This window comes from Mycobacterium sp. Dal123C01 (genome assembly GCF_052566995.1).
This window is the reverse complement of sequence record NZ_CP199580.1, coordinates 5720869-5736287: the sequence shown is the minus strand read 5'-3', so window position 1 is coordinate 5736287 and position 15419 is coordinate 5720869. Positions and strand designations below refer to the sequence as shown.

At 66.0% G+C, this 15419-nt stretch carries 15 protein-coding genes; 7 read left to right on the top strand and 8 right to left on the bottom strand.

Annotated elements, in window-relative coordinates:
* Positions 1-78 precede the first annotated feature (78 nt).
* Positions 79-552 (top strand): winged helix-turn-helix transcriptional regulator, encoded by a 474-nt coding sequence (locus ACTXG5_RS26815; protein ID WP_445161661.1) that lies wholly within the window; start codon positions 79-81, stop codon positions 550-552.
* Here the strand turns inward: ACTXG5_RS26815 and rsgA are convergent.
* The gene (gene rsgA, locus ACTXG5_RS26810; RefSeq protein ID WP_445161660.1) at positions 539-1531 is read right to left on the bottom strand and encodes a ribosome small subunit-dependent GTPase A; all 993 of its coding nucleotides are present in this window, start codon (positions 1529-1531) and stop codon (positions 539-541) included. The two genes, ACTXG5_RS26815 and rsgA, sit on opposite strands and share 14 nt — an antisense overlap.
* Complete coding sequence (gene aroA / locus ACTXG5_RS26805) at positions 1528-2826, bottom strand: 3-phosphoshikimate 1-carboxyvinyltransferase (protein ID WP_445161659.1); 1299 nt, start codon at positions 2824-2826, stop codon at positions 1528-1530. Before aroA ends, rsgA begins: the two co-directional genes overlap by 4 nt.
* Positions 2827-2880: 54 nt before the next feature.
* Between aroA and ACTXG5_RS26800 the strand changes: the two genes are divergently transcribed.
* Positions 2881-3645 (top strand): SOS response-associated peptidase, encoded by a 765-nt coding sequence (locus ACTXG5_RS26800; protein WP_445161658.1) that lies wholly within the window; start codon positions 2881-2883, stop codon positions 3643-3645.
* Between the two features lie 3 nt (positions 3646-3648).
* On the opposite strand, the gene ACTXG5_RS26795 is transcribed toward ACTXG5_RS26800, so the two are convergent.
* Positions 3649-5022 (bottom strand): HNH endonuclease signature motif containing protein, encoded by a 1374-nt coding sequence (locus ACTXG5_RS26795; RefSeq protein WP_445161657.1) that lies wholly within the window; start codon positions 5020-5022, stop codon positions 3649-3651.
* Between the two features lie 249 nt (positions 5023-5271).
* On the opposite strand from ACTXG5_RS26795, the gene ACTXG5_RS26790 reads away from it, so the two are divergent.
* The gene (locus ACTXG5_RS26790; RefSeq protein ID WP_445161656.1) at positions 5272-6138 is read left to right on the top strand and encodes a 3-hydroxyacyl-CoA dehydrogenase family protein; all 867 of its coding nucleotides are present in this window, start codon (positions 5272-5274) and stop codon (positions 6136-6138) included.
* Here the strand turns inward: ACTXG5_RS26790 and ACTXG5_RS26785 are convergent.
* From ACTXG5_RS26785 to ACTXG5_RS26775, 3 genes are all read right to left on the bottom strand, one after another.
* Positions 6135-6371, bottom strand: a complete 237-nt coding sequence (locus tag ACTXG5_RS26785; protein ID WP_445161655.1) for a hypothetical protein — start codon at positions 6369-6371, stop codon at positions 6135-6137. The two genes, ACTXG5_RS26790 and ACTXG5_RS26785, sit on opposite strands and share 4 nt — an antisense overlap.
* A 91-nt stretch (positions 6372-6462) precedes the next feature.
* Positions 6463-7080 (bottom strand): TetR/AcrR family transcriptional regulator, encoded by a 618-nt coding sequence (locus ACTXG5_RS26780; RefSeq protein ID WP_445161654.1) that lies wholly within the window; start codon positions 7078-7080, stop codon positions 6463-6465.
* A gap of 3 nt (positions 7081-7083) precedes the next feature.
* On the bottom strand, positions 7084-7854 hold the full coding sequence (locus tag ACTXG5_RS26775; protein ID WP_445161653.1) for an SDR family NAD(P)-dependent oxidoreductase: 771 nt from the start codon (positions 7852-7854) through the stop codon (positions 7084-7086).
* A 63-nt stretch (positions 7855-7917) separates the two neighbouring features.
* On the opposite strand from ACTXG5_RS26775, the gene ACTXG5_RS26770 reads away from it, so the two are divergent.
* From ACTXG5_RS26770 to ACTXG5_RS26755, 4 genes are read left to right on the top strand one after another with little or no spacing between them, the layout of a single operon-like run.
* Positions 7918-9174 carry an alkyl sulfatase dimerization domain-containing protein gene (locus ACTXG5_RS26770; RefSeq protein ID WP_445161652.1) on the top strand — a complete coding sequence of 419 codons (1257 nt, stop codon included), beginning with the start codon at positions 7918-7920 and terminating at the stop codon, positions 9172-9174.
* Entirely contained in the window at positions 9171-9920 is a 750-nt protein-coding gene (locus tag ACTXG5_RS26765; RefSeq protein WP_445161651.1) for an SDR family NAD(P)-dependent oxidoreductase, read from the top strand. The genes ACTXG5_RS26770 and ACTXG5_RS26765 overlap by 4 nt, the downstream gene beginning before the upstream one ends.
* A gap of 3 nt (positions 9921-9923) precedes the next feature.
* Complete coding sequence (locus tag ACTXG5_RS26760) at positions 9924-11108, top strand: sulfotransferase family protein (RefSeq protein WP_445161650.1); 1185 nt, start codon at positions 9924-9926, stop codon at positions 11106-11108.
* Positions 11105-12115, top strand: coding sequence for a zinc-dependent alcohol dehydrogenase (locus ACTXG5_RS26755; RefSeq protein WP_445161649.1), 1011 nt, complete (start codon positions 11105-11107; stop codon positions 12113-12115). Before ACTXG5_RS26760 ends, ACTXG5_RS26755 begins: the two co-directional genes overlap by 4 nt.
* On the opposite strand, the gene ACTXG5_RS26750 is transcribed toward ACTXG5_RS26755, so the two are convergent.
* Both ACTXG5_RS26750 and ACTXG5_RS26745 read right to left on the bottom strand, forming a co-directional pair.
* Entirely contained in the window at positions 12112-13533 is a 1422-nt protein-coding gene (locus ACTXG5_RS26750) for a phytoene desaturase family protein (RefSeq protein ID WP_445161648.1), read from the bottom strand. The genes ACTXG5_RS26755 and ACTXG5_RS26750 overlap by 4 nt on opposite strands.
* Positions 13530-15335 carry a DUF3556 domain-containing protein gene (locus tag ACTXG5_RS26745; RefSeq protein ID WP_445161647.1) on the bottom strand — a complete coding sequence of 602 codons (1806 nt, stop codon included), beginning with the start codon at positions 15333-15335 and terminating at the stop codon, positions 13530-13532. Before ACTXG5_RS26745 ends, ACTXG5_RS26750 begins: the two co-directional genes overlap by 4 nt.
* Positions 15336-15419: the final 84 nt, after the last annotated feature.

The window sequence follows — 15419 nt, the reverse complement described above, 5'->3', positions numbered from 1 at the left end:
TGAGTCCTGAGTACAGCCTGATATACCCAGCACAACGCCTAGGTATACTAAAATCAACCCAGACAGGAGGTGATTTACATGACATTTCTGCAAGGCACCCTGGCCGACCGGGAGAAATGGTCGCCGATCGGTCACTGCGCGATCGAGAGGACGATGTCGGTGGTCGGCACCAAGTCCGCCATGTTGATCATGCGCGAGGCGTACTACGGCACCACCCGGTTCGACGACTTCGCCCGACGGGTCGGCATCACCAAAGCGGCCACGTCGGCGCGACTGGCCGAGCTGGTCGACCTCGGGCTATTGGCGCGGCAGCCCTACCAAGAGCCCGGCCAGCGTAGCCGCGAGGAGTACGTGTTGACCGAGGCCGGCATCGACTTCATGCCGGTGGTCTTTGCCCTGTTCGAGTGGGGACGACACCATCTGCCGGGCCGTAACCGGCTGCGGCTGACTCATGTGGGGTGTGGGGCCGAGGCGAGCGTCGAAATTCGGTGCAGCGAGGGCCATCTGGTGCCGCCCGACGAGCTCGGCATGCGGCTGGCTAAGTCTCCCTGAGCAACGCCAGCAGCCGCCGGGCCGCCTCGACGCGGCGAACGGCGGGTCCGGAGAGCGTGTCGAGCACACACTCCGGGTCCGCGGGCGGTCCCATGTGGCCGCAGCCCCGCGGGCAATCCTGCACTTTCTCAGCCAGATCGGCGAAGGCCGCGAGCACGTCGTCGGGCCGGATGTGGGCCAACCCAAACGAGCGAATTCCCGGGGTGTCGATCACCCAGCCGGAACCCGGCAGCGAGTCGCCCAGCGGCAGCGCCACCGATTGCGTCGAGGTGTGTCGCCCCCTGCCGATATCGGTGACCACGCCTACCGCCCGATCTGCCTCGGGCACAAGTCGATTCACCAAAGTCGACTTACCCACCCCCGAATGCCCGAGCAGCACGGTGATCTTGCCGGGGAGCAACTCTGCCACCGCGAGCAGGGGATCGTCGACACCAGCGGCGACCACCGTCAGGTCCAGGTCGACGAACTGCTCGGCAAACGGTTCGGGCGGGGCGAGGTCGGTCTTGGTCAGGCACAGAATCGGTGTCAGACCGCCGGCGTAGGCGGCAATGAGTGCGCGGTCGACCAATCCGGTGCGGGGCGGCGGATCCGCCAGCGCGACCACCATCAGCAGTTGATCGGCGTTGGCGACCACCACTCGTTCGGTGTCATCGGTGTCATCGGCGGTGCGCCGCAACACCGTTCGTCGCGGACCCCGGCGCACGATGCGGGCCAGGGTGTCATGGCGTCCGGACAGATCGCCTACGATGTCGACGTCGTCGCCGACGACGATCGGCGTGCGGCCCAGTTCGCGGGCCCGCATGGCGGTGACCCGGCGATCGGGGCGGCCACCCAGCACACACCCCCAGCGGCCGCGGTCGACGCTGACCACCATGGCGGCTTCGGCATCGGCGTGCTCTGGGCGGGTTTTGGTCCGGGGTCGTGAACCCCGGCCGGATCGGACTTTGACGTCGGATTCGTCGTAGTCGCGCGGCCTCAAACGCTGGACTCCAGATCGGCCAGCATCCGCGCCCACAGTTGGGGGAATTCCGGCAGTGTCTTGCTGGTGGCGCCGATGTCGTCGATCTGGACATCGGCTACGCGCAGCCCGACGATCGCGCCGGCCATCGCCATCCGATGATCGGCGTACGCGCGCCAGATGCCGGAATGCAGCGGTGTCGAGGTGATCACCAGACCGTCGGCCGTCTCCTGACAGTTGCCCCCCAGCCGGTTGATCTCTGCGCTCAACGCGGCGAGCCGATCCGTCTCGTGACCCCGCAAATGAGCGACACCGCTCAACCGTGACACCGATCCCGGGGTGGCCAGCGCCGCCAACGCCGCCACCGACGGGGTGAGTTCGCCGACGGCGCGCAGATCGACATCGAAGCCGTCGTAGCCCGCTGAGCCCCGTATCTCCAGAACGGAATCTGTATGGCTGACAACGGCATTCAGCTTGCCCAGGACGCCGAGAATGTCGTCGGCGGGTTGCACGCTGTTCGCCGGCCAATCGGTGATGCGCACTGTTCCGCCGGTGACCACGGCCGCTGCCAGGAACGGAACGGCGTTCGTCAGATCGGGTTCGACGTCCCAGTGCCTGGCCGCGACCGCGCCGGAGCGCACCTGCCACCGGTTGGCCTCCGAATCGTCGATATCGACGCCGGCCTGCCGCAGCATCACGGTCGTCATCGCAATGTGCGGCGCCGACGGTACCGCCGACCCGGTGTGTTGGACGGTCAGGCCGTCGGCGAACGACGCACCGGAGAGCAACAGTCCCGACACGAACTGCGACGACGCCGACGCGTCGATGGACACGGTGCCGCCGGGGACCGATCCGCTGCCCAGCACCCGGAACGGCAGACCGGTGCCGTCGATCCGAACGCCGAGACCGCGCAGGGCATCCAGCAGAGGTGCGATGGGCCGGACTCGCGCCTGCTCGTCGCCGTCGAATTCCACCCCCGCGTCGGCCAGCGCCGCCAACGGCGGAACGAAGCGCAACACCGTGCCGGCCAGGCCGCAGTCCACTCGCGCGCCGGCGGCCGGTTCGATCCGGCCGCTGACCTCCAGTTCGGGGCCGGTTCCGTCCACCTGCAAGCCCAGGGCCCTGAGTGCGCCGATCATCAGGTCGGTGTCGCGGCTGCGCAGTGCTCCGCGCAGCGTCGAGGGGCCTTGGCCCTGGGCGCTCGAGAGTCCCGCGAGGATCAGCGCCCGGTTGGTCTGGGATTTCGAGCCCGGAATGGTCACGGTCGCGTGGACCGGCGTCGGCGCGAGTGGGGCCGTCCAGGGCTCGGTGGTCACCGTTTCATCCTGCCGTGTCGGCGGGTGTCGTGGGTACCGGGCACCATGGAGGTTATGTGTGGACGGTTTGCGGTCACGACGGATCCGGCCCTGCTGGCCGAGAAGATCAAAGCGATCGATGAAGCCACCGGTACCTCGGAGCGTGCGGGGGAGCCCAACTACAACGTGGCTCCTACTGCCACGGTTGCGACGGTGGTATCCCGCCACAGCGAGCCGGACGACGAGCCGACTCGCCGGGTGCGGTTGATGCGCTGGGGACTGGTTCCGCCGTGGGTCAAGGCCGGTCCCGACGGTGCCCCGGATAACAAGGGTCCGCTGCTGATCAATGCCCGGGCCGACAAGGTGGCCAGTTCGCCGGCGTTCCGCGGTTCGGCCAAAAGCAAGCGCTGCCTGGTGCCGATGGACGGCTGGTACGAATGGCGGCCCAATCCGGACAACGCCGCGGGCAAGAAAACCGCCAAGACGCCGTTCTTCATGCACCGCGACGACGGCGACATGGTGTTCATGGCCGGCCTGTGGTCGGTCTGGAAACCCGCCAAGGAGGCGGACCCGCTGCTGAGTTGCACCATCATCACCACCGACGCCGTCGGCGAGCTGGCCGAGGTCCACGATCGGATGCCGTTGATGCTGGCCGAGCGCGACTGGGACGCCTGGCTGAATCCGGACAACCCGCTCGACGCCGAGTTGCTGGCGCAGGTGCCGGACGTGCGCGGCATCGAGTTGCGGGAGGTCTCCCGATTGGTGAACAGCGTCCGCAACAACGGGCCGCAACTGCTCGAGCCGGCTGAGCCGGAGCCCGAACAGATCACGCTGCTATAGCTGTTACGCCACCTCGTCGTCGTCTTGGTCGAGGAGGAGCTTTTCGGGGTGGTGGAAGGTGTTGGTGCGGGGTTGGCCGCGGTCGAGGTGCGGGGGTGGGATCCATTGGGTGTCGCCGTTGGCGCGTTTTCGGGTGGTCCAGCCGCGGGGTCGAAGGAGTCGGTGGTGGGTGCCGCAGGTCAGGGTGAGGTTGTCGATGTCGGTGGTGTGGCATTGTGCGTAGTCGGTGACGTGGTGGACTTCGCAGTAGTAGCCGCCGACGTCGCATCCGGGTGCGCTGCAACCAAGGTCTTTGGCGTACAAGACGATTCGTTGGCCGGCCGACGCGAGTCGTTTGGTGTGATACAGGCTTACGGGTTTGGCCTTGTCGAAGACGGCCAGATAGTGGTGGGCATGGCGGGCCAGGCGGATCACGTCGGACATGGGTAGGCGGGTGCCGCCGCCGGTGATTCCGTGCCCGGCTGCTGCTTCCAGTTCGGTCAGGGTGGTGGTGACGATGATGGAGGCCGGCAGCCCATTGTGTTGACCGAGGTCTCCGGACGCGAGCACCGCGCGCAGGGCGGCGTTCAGCCCGTCATGGTTGCGCTGTGCGGGGCTGCGGGGGTCACCGTCGATGGCCTGTTGGGTGGGTGCGCCGTCGATGCAGGGGGTGTGGTCGTTGGGATTGCCCATGCCGGGGGCGGCGAGTTTGGCCAACACCGCCTCGAGCGTGGCGCGCAGTTCGGGGGTCAGCCAGCCGCTCAGCGCCGACATGCCGTCGGCCCCTTGCTTGCCCAGCGTGACTCCCCGCCGGTGGGCGCGGTCGTCGTCGCTGTAGCTGCCGTCGGGGTTGAGGCAGTCGGCGAGCCGATCAGCGAGGGCGGCGAGTTGGTCGGGGCGGTACTGCGAAGCCAACCTGGCCAAATCGGATTCGGCCTGGTCGCGGGTGGCCTGATCGATCCAGCCGGGTAGCTGGTGGTAGAAGCGGCGGATCACCGCGACATGCTCGGTCCCGAGCCGCCCGGCGCGCTGCGCGGCCGCGGTGGCCGCCAACACCGGCGTCAACGGTTCGCCGGTCAGTCCGTGCCGTTCGCCGAGGTCGGCGGCGTCGCGGACGCGCCGGGCGGCTTCGGCGCGGCTGGTCAGCGTCCAGTCGGCGATCGCGTGGGAGAGTTTGCCGCCGAGTTCTTCGGGGGTGGCCTCCTGCTGGAGTTGGTTGATCAGGGGATGTTCACCGGCGCACAGGCGCCGTCGCACCTTCTCGTAGCGTTCCAGCAAGGCGAGCCGCTCCTGGGTGCGCAGCATCCCGCTATCCAGGCCGATGACGTCCTCGAGTGCGGTGTCCAACGCGTCGCACTTTGCGGTGAACACTTCTCGATCAAGAACGGCCGAACTCATACCTCGAAACTAAACCCACCCACCGACAAAAACCCCGCTCAGAGACCACTGAAACACAAGTGACACACGATGTTTCGGAAATTCAGGGGGAGCATCGATTGTCGCTCAGAGGTGGGCAAGAAGTCACCCAGGTTCAGCTCCGGCATCGGCGGCCGCGAAGCTTCCGATTGTCGGCGCGAGACAACGCTGCGGGATTCTTTGTCGGTGAGCGACGGATCCGGCCGCGCCGCCGGGACTTAGCATGCGTATGTGACTGATTCGTATGCATACACGTTCGAAGACATCCAAAGCCGCCCGGTCGCGATAATCGGGGCGGGCACCTTGGGCCGCCGGGTCGCCCTGATGTTCGCCACCCGCGGCGGAACCGTGCGAATCTACGCGCGGCGCGAAGAACAACGCGACGAAGCAACACAGTTCGTGACCCAGGCGCTACCGAAGCTGGTGGCCGACCGGGGATTTGGCGAAGTCGGCGTCGTGACGGCCACCGGGTCGCTCGACGAGGCGTTGGACGACGCATGGCTGGCCATCGAGTCGGTCCCGGAGAAGCTCGAAATCAAGATTCCGCTGTGGGGCGAGATCGACCAAGCCGCGCCGGCGGGCACCATCTTCGGGACCAACTCGTCGTCCATCCCATCGCGGCTGATGGCGGAAAACATCAGGGATAAAACACGTTTGTGCAACATGCACTTCTACATGCCACCAGACATCAACGCGATCGAGTTGATGTCGGACGGCCAGACTGATCGCGGCCTGCTCGACACGCTGCTGACCGTGCTGCCCGAATTCGGCGTGCATCCCTTCGAAGCGCGTAAGGAAAGCACGGGTTTCATCTTCAATCGCATCTGGGCGGCCATCAAGCGCGAGTCGCTGGCCGTCGTTGCCGAGGGCGTCGCTCGCCCCGAGGATATCGACGGGATATTCAAGCTCGCCTTGGGCGTCTCGGTCGGCCCGTTTCAGATGATGGACCTAGTCGGCCTGGACGTCGTGCTCGACATCGAAAACCACTACGCCGCCGAGCTTCCACACCTACCGCAGAGCGTGCGCGACCTGCTGCAGTCCTACATCGACGCCGGCAAGCTCGGCATCAAGACCGGCGAGGGCTTCTACACCTACTAGTTGCTGAGAACTAACTTCCAGTTGCCGCCAACGTTGCGATCCGGGACGCACCAGAAGTTGTTCCAGCCCCCAGGTGTCGTGGCCTTCACACCAGGGCCGGCGTCCTGACAGGCCTGCCGAGTCGGGTAGTTACCTTCGGTCTGGATCGTGTCGGCGCTGCTGACGCCCACTCCAGCCGTCATCAACCCCGCGAAAGCCAGCAGACCAGCGGCGAAAAGTCGCTTCATTTCCATCCAATCCTCCCGGCGCTCCGGCGTGGAAACACCAATCGGCAACTACGTTAGGGCCTGTCACGCGACTGCACAGGGGTTTTCGCCGCGACGCTTAGGCCCGCTGCAGCGACACCGCGGTCGCGACAGCCTCCAGCAGCCCGGCGAGTTGCCTGGCGTTGCTGATGGTGCGGTCTCCGCCGACGAGCCGGGTGAACACACCGGCGATGAATGTCGTGACGGCCGTCGTCTGCGCATCGAGCAGCGCGGGATCGTCGATACCCGGCTGCAGGTGCGCGATCGCCTCGTGGGCCATCGCGTTGATCCGGGCGACGAACGTCTGCGACGTCTCGGCGAGACCGGGATCCCGCACCGCCCCCAGCACCAATTCATGCCGCGCCCGATTCAGCATCAGCCCGGGCCCGTCGGCCTGCATCATGGTCAACTCCGCCAGATGCGCGAACGGAGAGAGCGCGTCGAGTGGCTCGTCGATCACCGACTGCAGGTTGGCGACATCGATCTCGGCGATCCGAGTGCCGACGCCCCGCAACAGCGCCGCTCGGGTGCGGTAGTAGTACGACGTCGTGCCCTCGGGCACTCCCGCGCAGCGATCGACTTGTCCGTGTGTGAGCCCGCGAGATCCGTGCTCGGCCAGCACTTGGATCGCGGCGTCACACAGTTCGCGCCGGCGTTCGTCGCCGTTGCGTTTCCGGGATCTCGTGCTGGCTGCCATGGGTCACCGAAGGACGGTGCCGCCGTCGATATTGACGACCTGACCGTTGATCCACTCGCCTTCCTCGGACAGCAGGAAGGCGACCAGCGCGGCGATGTCCTCGGGATCGCCGACGCGAGTTCCACGAATGCGCTTCAGCGCGCCGGCCTGCAGCTCCGGCCATTGCGGAACCGAACGGATGGCCTCCGTCGCGGTAAATCCCGGCGCCACCGCGTTGCAGCGAATACCTTCCTTGCCCCACCTGGCTGCGACATGGCGGGTCAGCGCGCCGATCCCGGCTTTCGCGGTGGCGTAGGCCGGTCGGGCAGGCTCGCCCTGGAAAGCCGCCGCCGAGGACATGTTGACGATCGCGCCGCCGCCGCGTTTGAGCATTTCCGGGACGGCGTATTTCATAGCGGCCACATAGCCCCGCAGGTTCACCGTCATCACGCGATCCCACACGTCGAAGTCGATGTCGACCACATCGGTGTCAGCGCGGATCGCGCTCATGTCCGCGCCGACGTTGAACAGCAGGTCGACTCCGCCGTAAGTCGTTGCGGCAGAGTCGATCAGGTGAGAAACCGACCCGGGATCGGCGAGGTCGAAGGCGACATGAACGGCGGTGCCGCCGGCCGCGACGATGCGCGCTGCTGTCTGCTCGGCGGCGTCGACCACGACGTCACCGATGACGACCCGGCAGCCTTCGGCGCCGAGCCGGGTAGCCGTCGCGGCGCCGATGCCGGTGGCGCCGCCGACCACGACGGCACTTCGTTCGGCCAGACCGCGCAGTCCCATGGATCACCCTCTCCGTATCGAGGATATTGACTTTACCTCTAGAACTGTAGAGGATCGCCAGTCATGGCTGGGATTCACCGGGAGCGTCCCGGAGCCGCCGATCTGGCGGCGGCGACCGACACTCCTGCGACGCCGCTGGGCAACGACATCTGGATGTCGCCCGGTGTCTCCAATTCCTACGCCGTGGCCACCGACGCGGGCCGGGTCCTGGTCAACACCGGCCTGGTCTTCGAGGGCCCGTTGCACCGCAAGGCTTTTGCCGAGGTGCCGGGCCCGGCGCGGGCCATCGTCGTCACCCAGGGGCACGCCGACCATTGGGGCGGGGTGCACACGCTGCGCGACGACGGCACCGACCCCAAGACCGAGATAGTCATGCATCGCAACTACCGGTACTGGCGCGACGACAACAATCTCCTGATGGGCTACCGCGTGCCCAAGACGTCGTTCGCCTTCCAGAAGTTCTCCGAGGCCGTCCTCGAGCATTTCAAGACCCTCGATCCCGCGACGATCGACTTCTCCTTTCCCGAGCCGACCACGACGTTCGACCGTCACCATGAGATGACGGTCGGTGGGCGCACCTTCGAGCTGGCCTGGACGCCGGGCGGCGAAACCACGGACGCGCTGGTGGTGTGGCTCCCTCAGGATCGAATCCTGTTCAGTGGCAACCTGTTCGGTCCGCTGTTCGGCCACGTGCCGAACCTGATGACCATCCGCGGCGACCGCTACCGCGACCCGATCCTCTACATCGAGTCGTTGAACACCGTGCTGGCCTATGGACCGGAGCGGCTGATCACCGGCCATTTCGCTCCGATCGAGGGTGCCGATCGGATCGCCGAGGAGGTCACCGCGATGCGCGACGCCATGCAGGCCGTCCACGATCGCACCGCGGAGCTGATGAACTCCGGCGCCGACATCCACACGGCGATGCGCGAAGTCAAGGTGCCCGCGGCGCTCGACGTCGGCGAAGGCTACGGCAAGACGTCGTGGAACGTGCGCGCCATCTGGGAGATGTACACGGGATGGTTCCGGCATCGGTCCACCACCGAGCTCTACGGGGTGGCCCCGGATTCCATTGCCGCGGACGTGGTTAACGCCGCGGGAGCCGACGCGCTGGTCGAGGCGGCTCGCGGCCACGTCGGCGACGGGCGAGCGGTGCAGGCCATACACCTCACCGACCTTGTCCTCACCGCCCAACCCGGACACGCCGCGGCCCGCGCGGTTGCCGCCGACGCCCACGAGGCGCTGCTCGCAGACTCCGAAAACTTCTGGGAAAAGGCCTGGCTCACCAAATCAATCAACGAATTGAGGGCGGACGCATGAACACCATCAGCTTCGACTTCACCGGCACCAATGTGTTGGTGACCGGCGGCACCAGCGGCATCGGTAATGCGATCGCGGCCGATTTCGCCAAGGCCGGCGCTGCCGTCACGGTGACCGGCACCCGCGGATCGGCCGGCGACTATCCCGAGACGGACCTGAGCGCATTCACCTATCGCCAGTGCCAGATTCAGGATCCCGACTCGGTCGACGCCCTGGCCGACTCACTGGGTGAACTCGACATCTTGATCAACAACGCGGGCGGCCCCTATCCCGCGGGCGACGAATACGACCCCGACGGCTACGTCGCATCAGTGACGCAGAATATGTTGGGCCCCATGCGGTTAACGATGCGCTGCCATCAGCGGCTCAAGTCCAGCCAGGCCCCCGGCGGTGCGAGCGTTGTCACCATCGTCTCGATGTCCGCGTTCCGCTCGGCGGTCTTCGTCCCGGGCTACGGCTCGTCGAAGATGGGTTTGCTCTCGTTGACGATGAACCTCTCCCGCCGGTGGGCCAACGACGGCATCCGGGTCAACGCCATCGCGCCCGGGCTGATCGACACCCGAATGACGCACCCGGCCATGGGTATTCCCGAGGTGATGGACGTCGAGATCGGCTTCCACACCCCGCTGGGCAGACCCGGAACACCGCAGGACTGCGCCGGCGCGGCGTTGTTCTTGTGTACCGAAGCCGCGTCGTACATCACCGGCAGCACCATCGCTGTCGACGGCGGATACCTGACGGTCTGAACCGTGAGCGAATACGACAACGTTGCCGGCGCCGACGACGTCTTCAAACTGGCCGCCCAACGCACCGGTCTCACCGAAATCGACTCCGACTCCTGGCGAGACGGGCTGACGGTGATGTTCGAGGACCTCAACAACTTGCCGGCTTTCACTCCGTTCGGCCGAGAACGTGTCCTCGACGACGCCACCAACGCCCTGGGGCGGCGCATGCAGGTTCATGCCTACATTGAGGCCCACCCCGAAGTGCTGGACACCCCCGTGCAGCGGCCACTGTTCGTGCTCGGTATGCCCCGCACCGGCACCACGGTGATCAGCTACCTGCTCGACCAGGACCCCGCACACCGATCGCTTCTGCATTGGCAGTGTGTGCACCCCGTACCGCCGGCCAGCACCGAGACGCTGCGCACCGATCCCCGGTGTCTGGCGCTGCTGGAGGAGCAGCGCAACATTCTGGAGTTCGTCAAGCAGGCGAAAATGCCGCTGCCGCACTGGGAAGACGCCGACGGCCCGACCGAGGACATGTTCATTCACAACCAGGACTTCAAGGGCCTGTCCTGGGATTCTTTCCTTCCGACGGATCGCTATGCCCGGTGGCTCTTCGACGAGACCGACATGAGCAGCACCTACGAGTACCAAAAGCGCTATCTGCAAGTGCTGCAATCGAAAGCACCCGGCACGTGGAGTCTGAAGATGCCGTCGCATTCGGTACATATCGACGCGCTGCTGAAGGTGTTCCCCGATGCGCGGTTGATCTGGGCGCATCGCGACCCCTACAAGGCGACCGGGTCGCTGTGCAACCTGTGGCGGCTACCGCAGAGCTTGGTGATGAATACCGAGCTGCTCGATCAGACGGACATGGGGCGCGCCGCGACGTGGCAGATGCGCTACCACGTCGACCGGCCGCTACGGGCGCGCGATCGCATCGGCGACGACCGCTTCTTCCACATGTACTACCACGAGATGATGCGCGACCCGATGGACGTGATGCGCCGCATCTACGAGTGGGCCGACGAGCCGTTGACCGCTGAAACCGAAGCACGCATGCGCAATTGGCTCACCGAGCATCCGCAGGACCTGTTCGCCCTCAACACCTACAGCCTCGACCAATACGGCCTGACCGTCGAACAACTCAAGCCGGTCTTCGCCGAATACCTGGACACCTTCGACATCGAACTCGAGGCAGCGTCATGAAAATGTCAGTGGTCACCGGCCCGGGTAAGGCAGAGGTCGTCGAGGCTGATCGCCCGCAGGCCGGCCCGAACGACGTCCTCGTCCGAATGCGCGCCTGCGGCATCTGCGGCTCCGACGCGTTCTACATCACGATCGGCGGTATCCCGCCGCGTCAGGGACACACACCACTGGGGCATGAACCGGCCGGCGAAGTGGTCGAGGTCGGCGAGCAGGTGTCCGGCATCGCCGTCGGCGATCACGTTGTCATCAATCCGATGGCAGCACCGAGCGGCATCATCGGCAACGGGGGAGCCGCCGGGGCCCTCGCGGATTACCTGTTGATCGAAAACGCCGTTCGCGGAACCAGTCTCGAAGTCATCCCGAGCCACATCCCGTGGGAAGTCGCCGCGCTCAACGAACCGATGGCCGTCGCCCGGCATGGCGCCAATCAGTGCAAACCCAAGCCGTCAGACAAAGTCGTCATCTTCGGCGCCGGGCCGATCGGGCTGGGCGCGACGCTGGCTTTCAAATCCCTTGGTGTGAGCCATGTCGTGGTCGTCGATCTCATCTCGAGCCGTCTGGACAAGGCGCTACAGGTCGGGGCCGACGCGGTGATCAACTCCGCCGAGGAGGATGTCATTCCGCGCCTCATCGAGCTGCACGGTGCGGGTGAGTCGAGGTTCCCGGGCAAGGCCGGCACCGACATCTACCTGGACGCCGCCGGGGTGCCCGCGGTCGTCAACACCGCGCTGGCCGCAGCCCAGAAGGGCGCCACCCTGGGAATCGTGGGCGTGCACAAAGAACCGGTTCCCGTCGAGCTCATCAACGTGATGAGCAACGAGATCACCATCGTGGGTTCCATGGGGTACCCCGACGAGATCTTCCAGGTGACCAAGGATCTCGTCGCGAACTGGGAGAAATACGCGCTGATCGTCAGCCACACCATCGCGTTCGACAACATCGGCGAAGCGCTGGAACTTGCCAGCACACCCGGCGCCGCCGACAAGGTCGTCGTCTCGTTCCCTTAGTCCTTCCGGGCCAGGTAGTCGAGGGCGAGGCGGGCCGCGTTGGCGCCGCACATGCCATGCGCGCCGGGTCCGGGCGGGGTGGCCGCCGAGCAGATGTACATGCCAGGAACTCCAATGGTGTAGGGCGACAGAGTGATTCGCGGACCGAATGTCAGCTGGCGAATGTCCTTGGCGCCGGTCATGATGTCGCCGCCGGCATAGTTGGCGTTGTAGGTGGCCATCTGCGTCGCCGAGCGGACGACCTGGCCGATGATGCGGTCCCGGAAACCGGGCGCGAATCGCTCGATTTGAGCGATGATCGCCTCGGTCGCGTCGCCGGCGTAGCCGTTGGGGACGTGTGCGTAGCTCCACACCGGGTGGGTATTGCCCACCGAACGTTGTGGATCGGCCAGATACTGCTGACCAACCAGCACGAACGGCCGCTCGGGCATGCGCCCGGCATGGATGTCCCGTTCGGTCGCGGCGAGTTCGGAGTAGGTCCCGGCCAGGTGCACCGTGCCGGCCCGATGGGCGTCCGGATTCGTCCAGGGCACGCCGCCCTCGACGGCGAAGTCGACCTTGAACGCGCCGGGTCCACGCCGGAACCTGGTGAAGGCAGCCGAGATTCGCCTCGGGAGACGGTCTCCGAGGATGCCGGCGAGGGCACTCGGCGCCAGATCGAACATCGTGACGTCCGCCGGTGGCAGCTGCGATACGTTCTGCACCCGGACACCGGTTTCGATCTTGGCGCCCAGGTCGCCCAGCAGCGCGACCATGGCGTTGCTGATCGACTGCGATCCACCCGATGCCACCGCCCAGCCGTGCCGGTGGCCGGCCGCGATGATGCCCATCCCGATCGCGGAGGTCATCGGGTAGTGCAGCGGCCGGAAGGCGTGGGCCGCAACACCTCCGAACAACGCCCGGCCTTCCTCCGTGCGGAACACCCGGGCGAACGTGGACGCGGGAAGCACTGTGGGCGCACCGAATCGGGCCAACATCAGCGGATGATGCGGGACTCGCAGCAGCGGCCCCATGATGTCGTCACTGAGTGCGTCGAAATGCGAGGCCGGGTAGTCGAATGCGAGCTGCCAGCGCGCCCCGTCGCGACCGAGACCGGCCGCGGTCTGCTGCACCGAGCGGTGCAGCACGCCGGCGGTGCCGCCGTCGAGCGGGTGGACGCAATCGATCTCCGGCCAGCGCCACGACAATCCGTACCGCTGCAGGTCGAAGCTGCCGAGGAACTGCGAGCCGACGGCCATCGGGTGAATCGCCGAGCAGTGGTCGTGCAGCAGGCCGGGGATGATGGCCTCGCTGCTGCGGGTGCCGCCGCCGACCTCGTCGGCGGCCTCGAGCACGGTGACCTGTACGCCTTCGGCGGCCAGGGCGATGGCGGCGGCGAGCCCGTTGGGCCCGCCCCCTACTACCAGTGCGGTACTCATGCCAGCGCTCCGTGACCGTGTTCTTGGTCGTCCCGGACGGCCGGCGTGGTGCCGGTCAGGGACCATTCCACGTTAGTCGGGATGGGGCCGTTGGGTAGCCAGGGCTGCTCGGCGACCGCGTCGGCCACCTTCCAGGTGCCACGCTCGACCACACCGAGCGCGGCGTCGATCAGCTGGTAGCGCTGCACACCGCTGCCGAAGGCCTCCGACTCCACCCAGGCGACGACGCACTCGCCCGGCTCGAATGCGGCTTCGCGCTGTACGGCCCGGATCATGTCCGCATTGTGCAGGTGGCCGTCGCCGAAGTTGAAGCCGATCAGCGAGTTGCAGACGAACTCGCCCTCTCGCACCGTGCGGCCGTCGATGTCGGGCAGGTGGGTCAGCATCAGCGAGTACAGGCCGCGTGCCTGGCTATGCATGCTCCGCCACGCCGTCGTCTTCTGCAGGGTGATCTCCGCCCACTTCGGTTCGTAGCCGGCGGCCACGAACTGGTCGAGCTGGTTGGAGGCCGAGCGGGTGACGTTGTTGAGCTTCTGCTCGGAACCGGGCGCAAAGGTCCATAACGCCGAAGCCCAGTTGCCCGCGTACTGCCGCATCGAAGGCAGGAAGGACACCTTGTCCGGACGCAGGTTGCCCAGCACCGGGTAGAACAGCAGCGCGGCGGCGATGACGAAGGCCAGCCAGGGCGGTGTCATATTCCACGGGGCATATCCCTTCCAGTTCGGGAAGCCGAGGAACAAGAAGACGGTCGTGTAGGCGAAAACCACGTTCCATTCCAGCGGCACCGCGAGCGGGAAGGTCGAGACGATGAACAGGTGGAAGCCCACCATCAACAGCACCGCGAACAGCGTCACCCACTTATTCGTGGAGAAGAACAAGACCAGCGGGGCCGCGATTTCGACAGTGGTGCCATTGACGTGTGCCATGAAGTCCGCCAGCCGCGACGGCCGCATGTCGCGCGGGAATTCGCGGTAGTGCGCCCGGCGCACCCATTTGGGCGCGAATATCGTATTGCTCACCATCGGCGGAATGACGTTGGAGAAGTGCTTACCGAACTTCGAGAAGCCGGCGCCGACCCACACCACCACGATCACCATTTTCAGCGCGATGATCATGTTGATGAACGGCAGCACGGTGAAGATCACCAAGACCGGCAGGTACTGCTCGCCGCGGGCGGCCAGAAAGATGGTCTTGTCCCGCAGGCCGATCAGCACCAGCAGCACGATCGGCGCGACCAGCAGGACGGGGTTCACCATGCCGGATATGTTGTCCGGCACCGCCTTTGAGAGTGAATCGCTGTGCACACCCGGTGACAACAGCGGGACGGCCAAGCTCACCAGCAGTGCTAGGTAGATCGCGATGTCGAACCAGGTGCGGTGGTCGCCGTTAGTGAACGGCACCCACTTCCATGGGCGCAGCCGGATGGTTCCGGGCCGGGCCCAGAACAGGATGCCGCCGGTCATCGGCTTGACCTTGCCCGCCAACGGCCCCCACGAGCCGGCCACACCGATGGCCTCGAGAAGCACCGTCCACAGAATCACCTTCTGGTAGACGATCGGCTGGTTCCACCATTGGCTCACCTGCCAGAAGGCGGGCAGTCCCGACGTCACCGTCGCGACAGTGAGACCGCCAATTGCGAAGAACACGACCAGCTTCACGAGGTAAATGGTGTGGATCATCTTCGGTGAGCCGAAGCCGTTTTCGGCCCAATCGGTGGCGAGGATCCGCATCCGTTCCATCAATGGCTTCGTCAGGAAGGTATCGGGATCAACGTCGGGTAAGTACGGCTTGGTGAAACCCATCGGAGTTACTCCTTTGCTTGCGGGTTTTCTGCTGGTCGCAACATTAGGAATCGGGCCCGTCGGGAAACAGTCGCCGGCCGACGA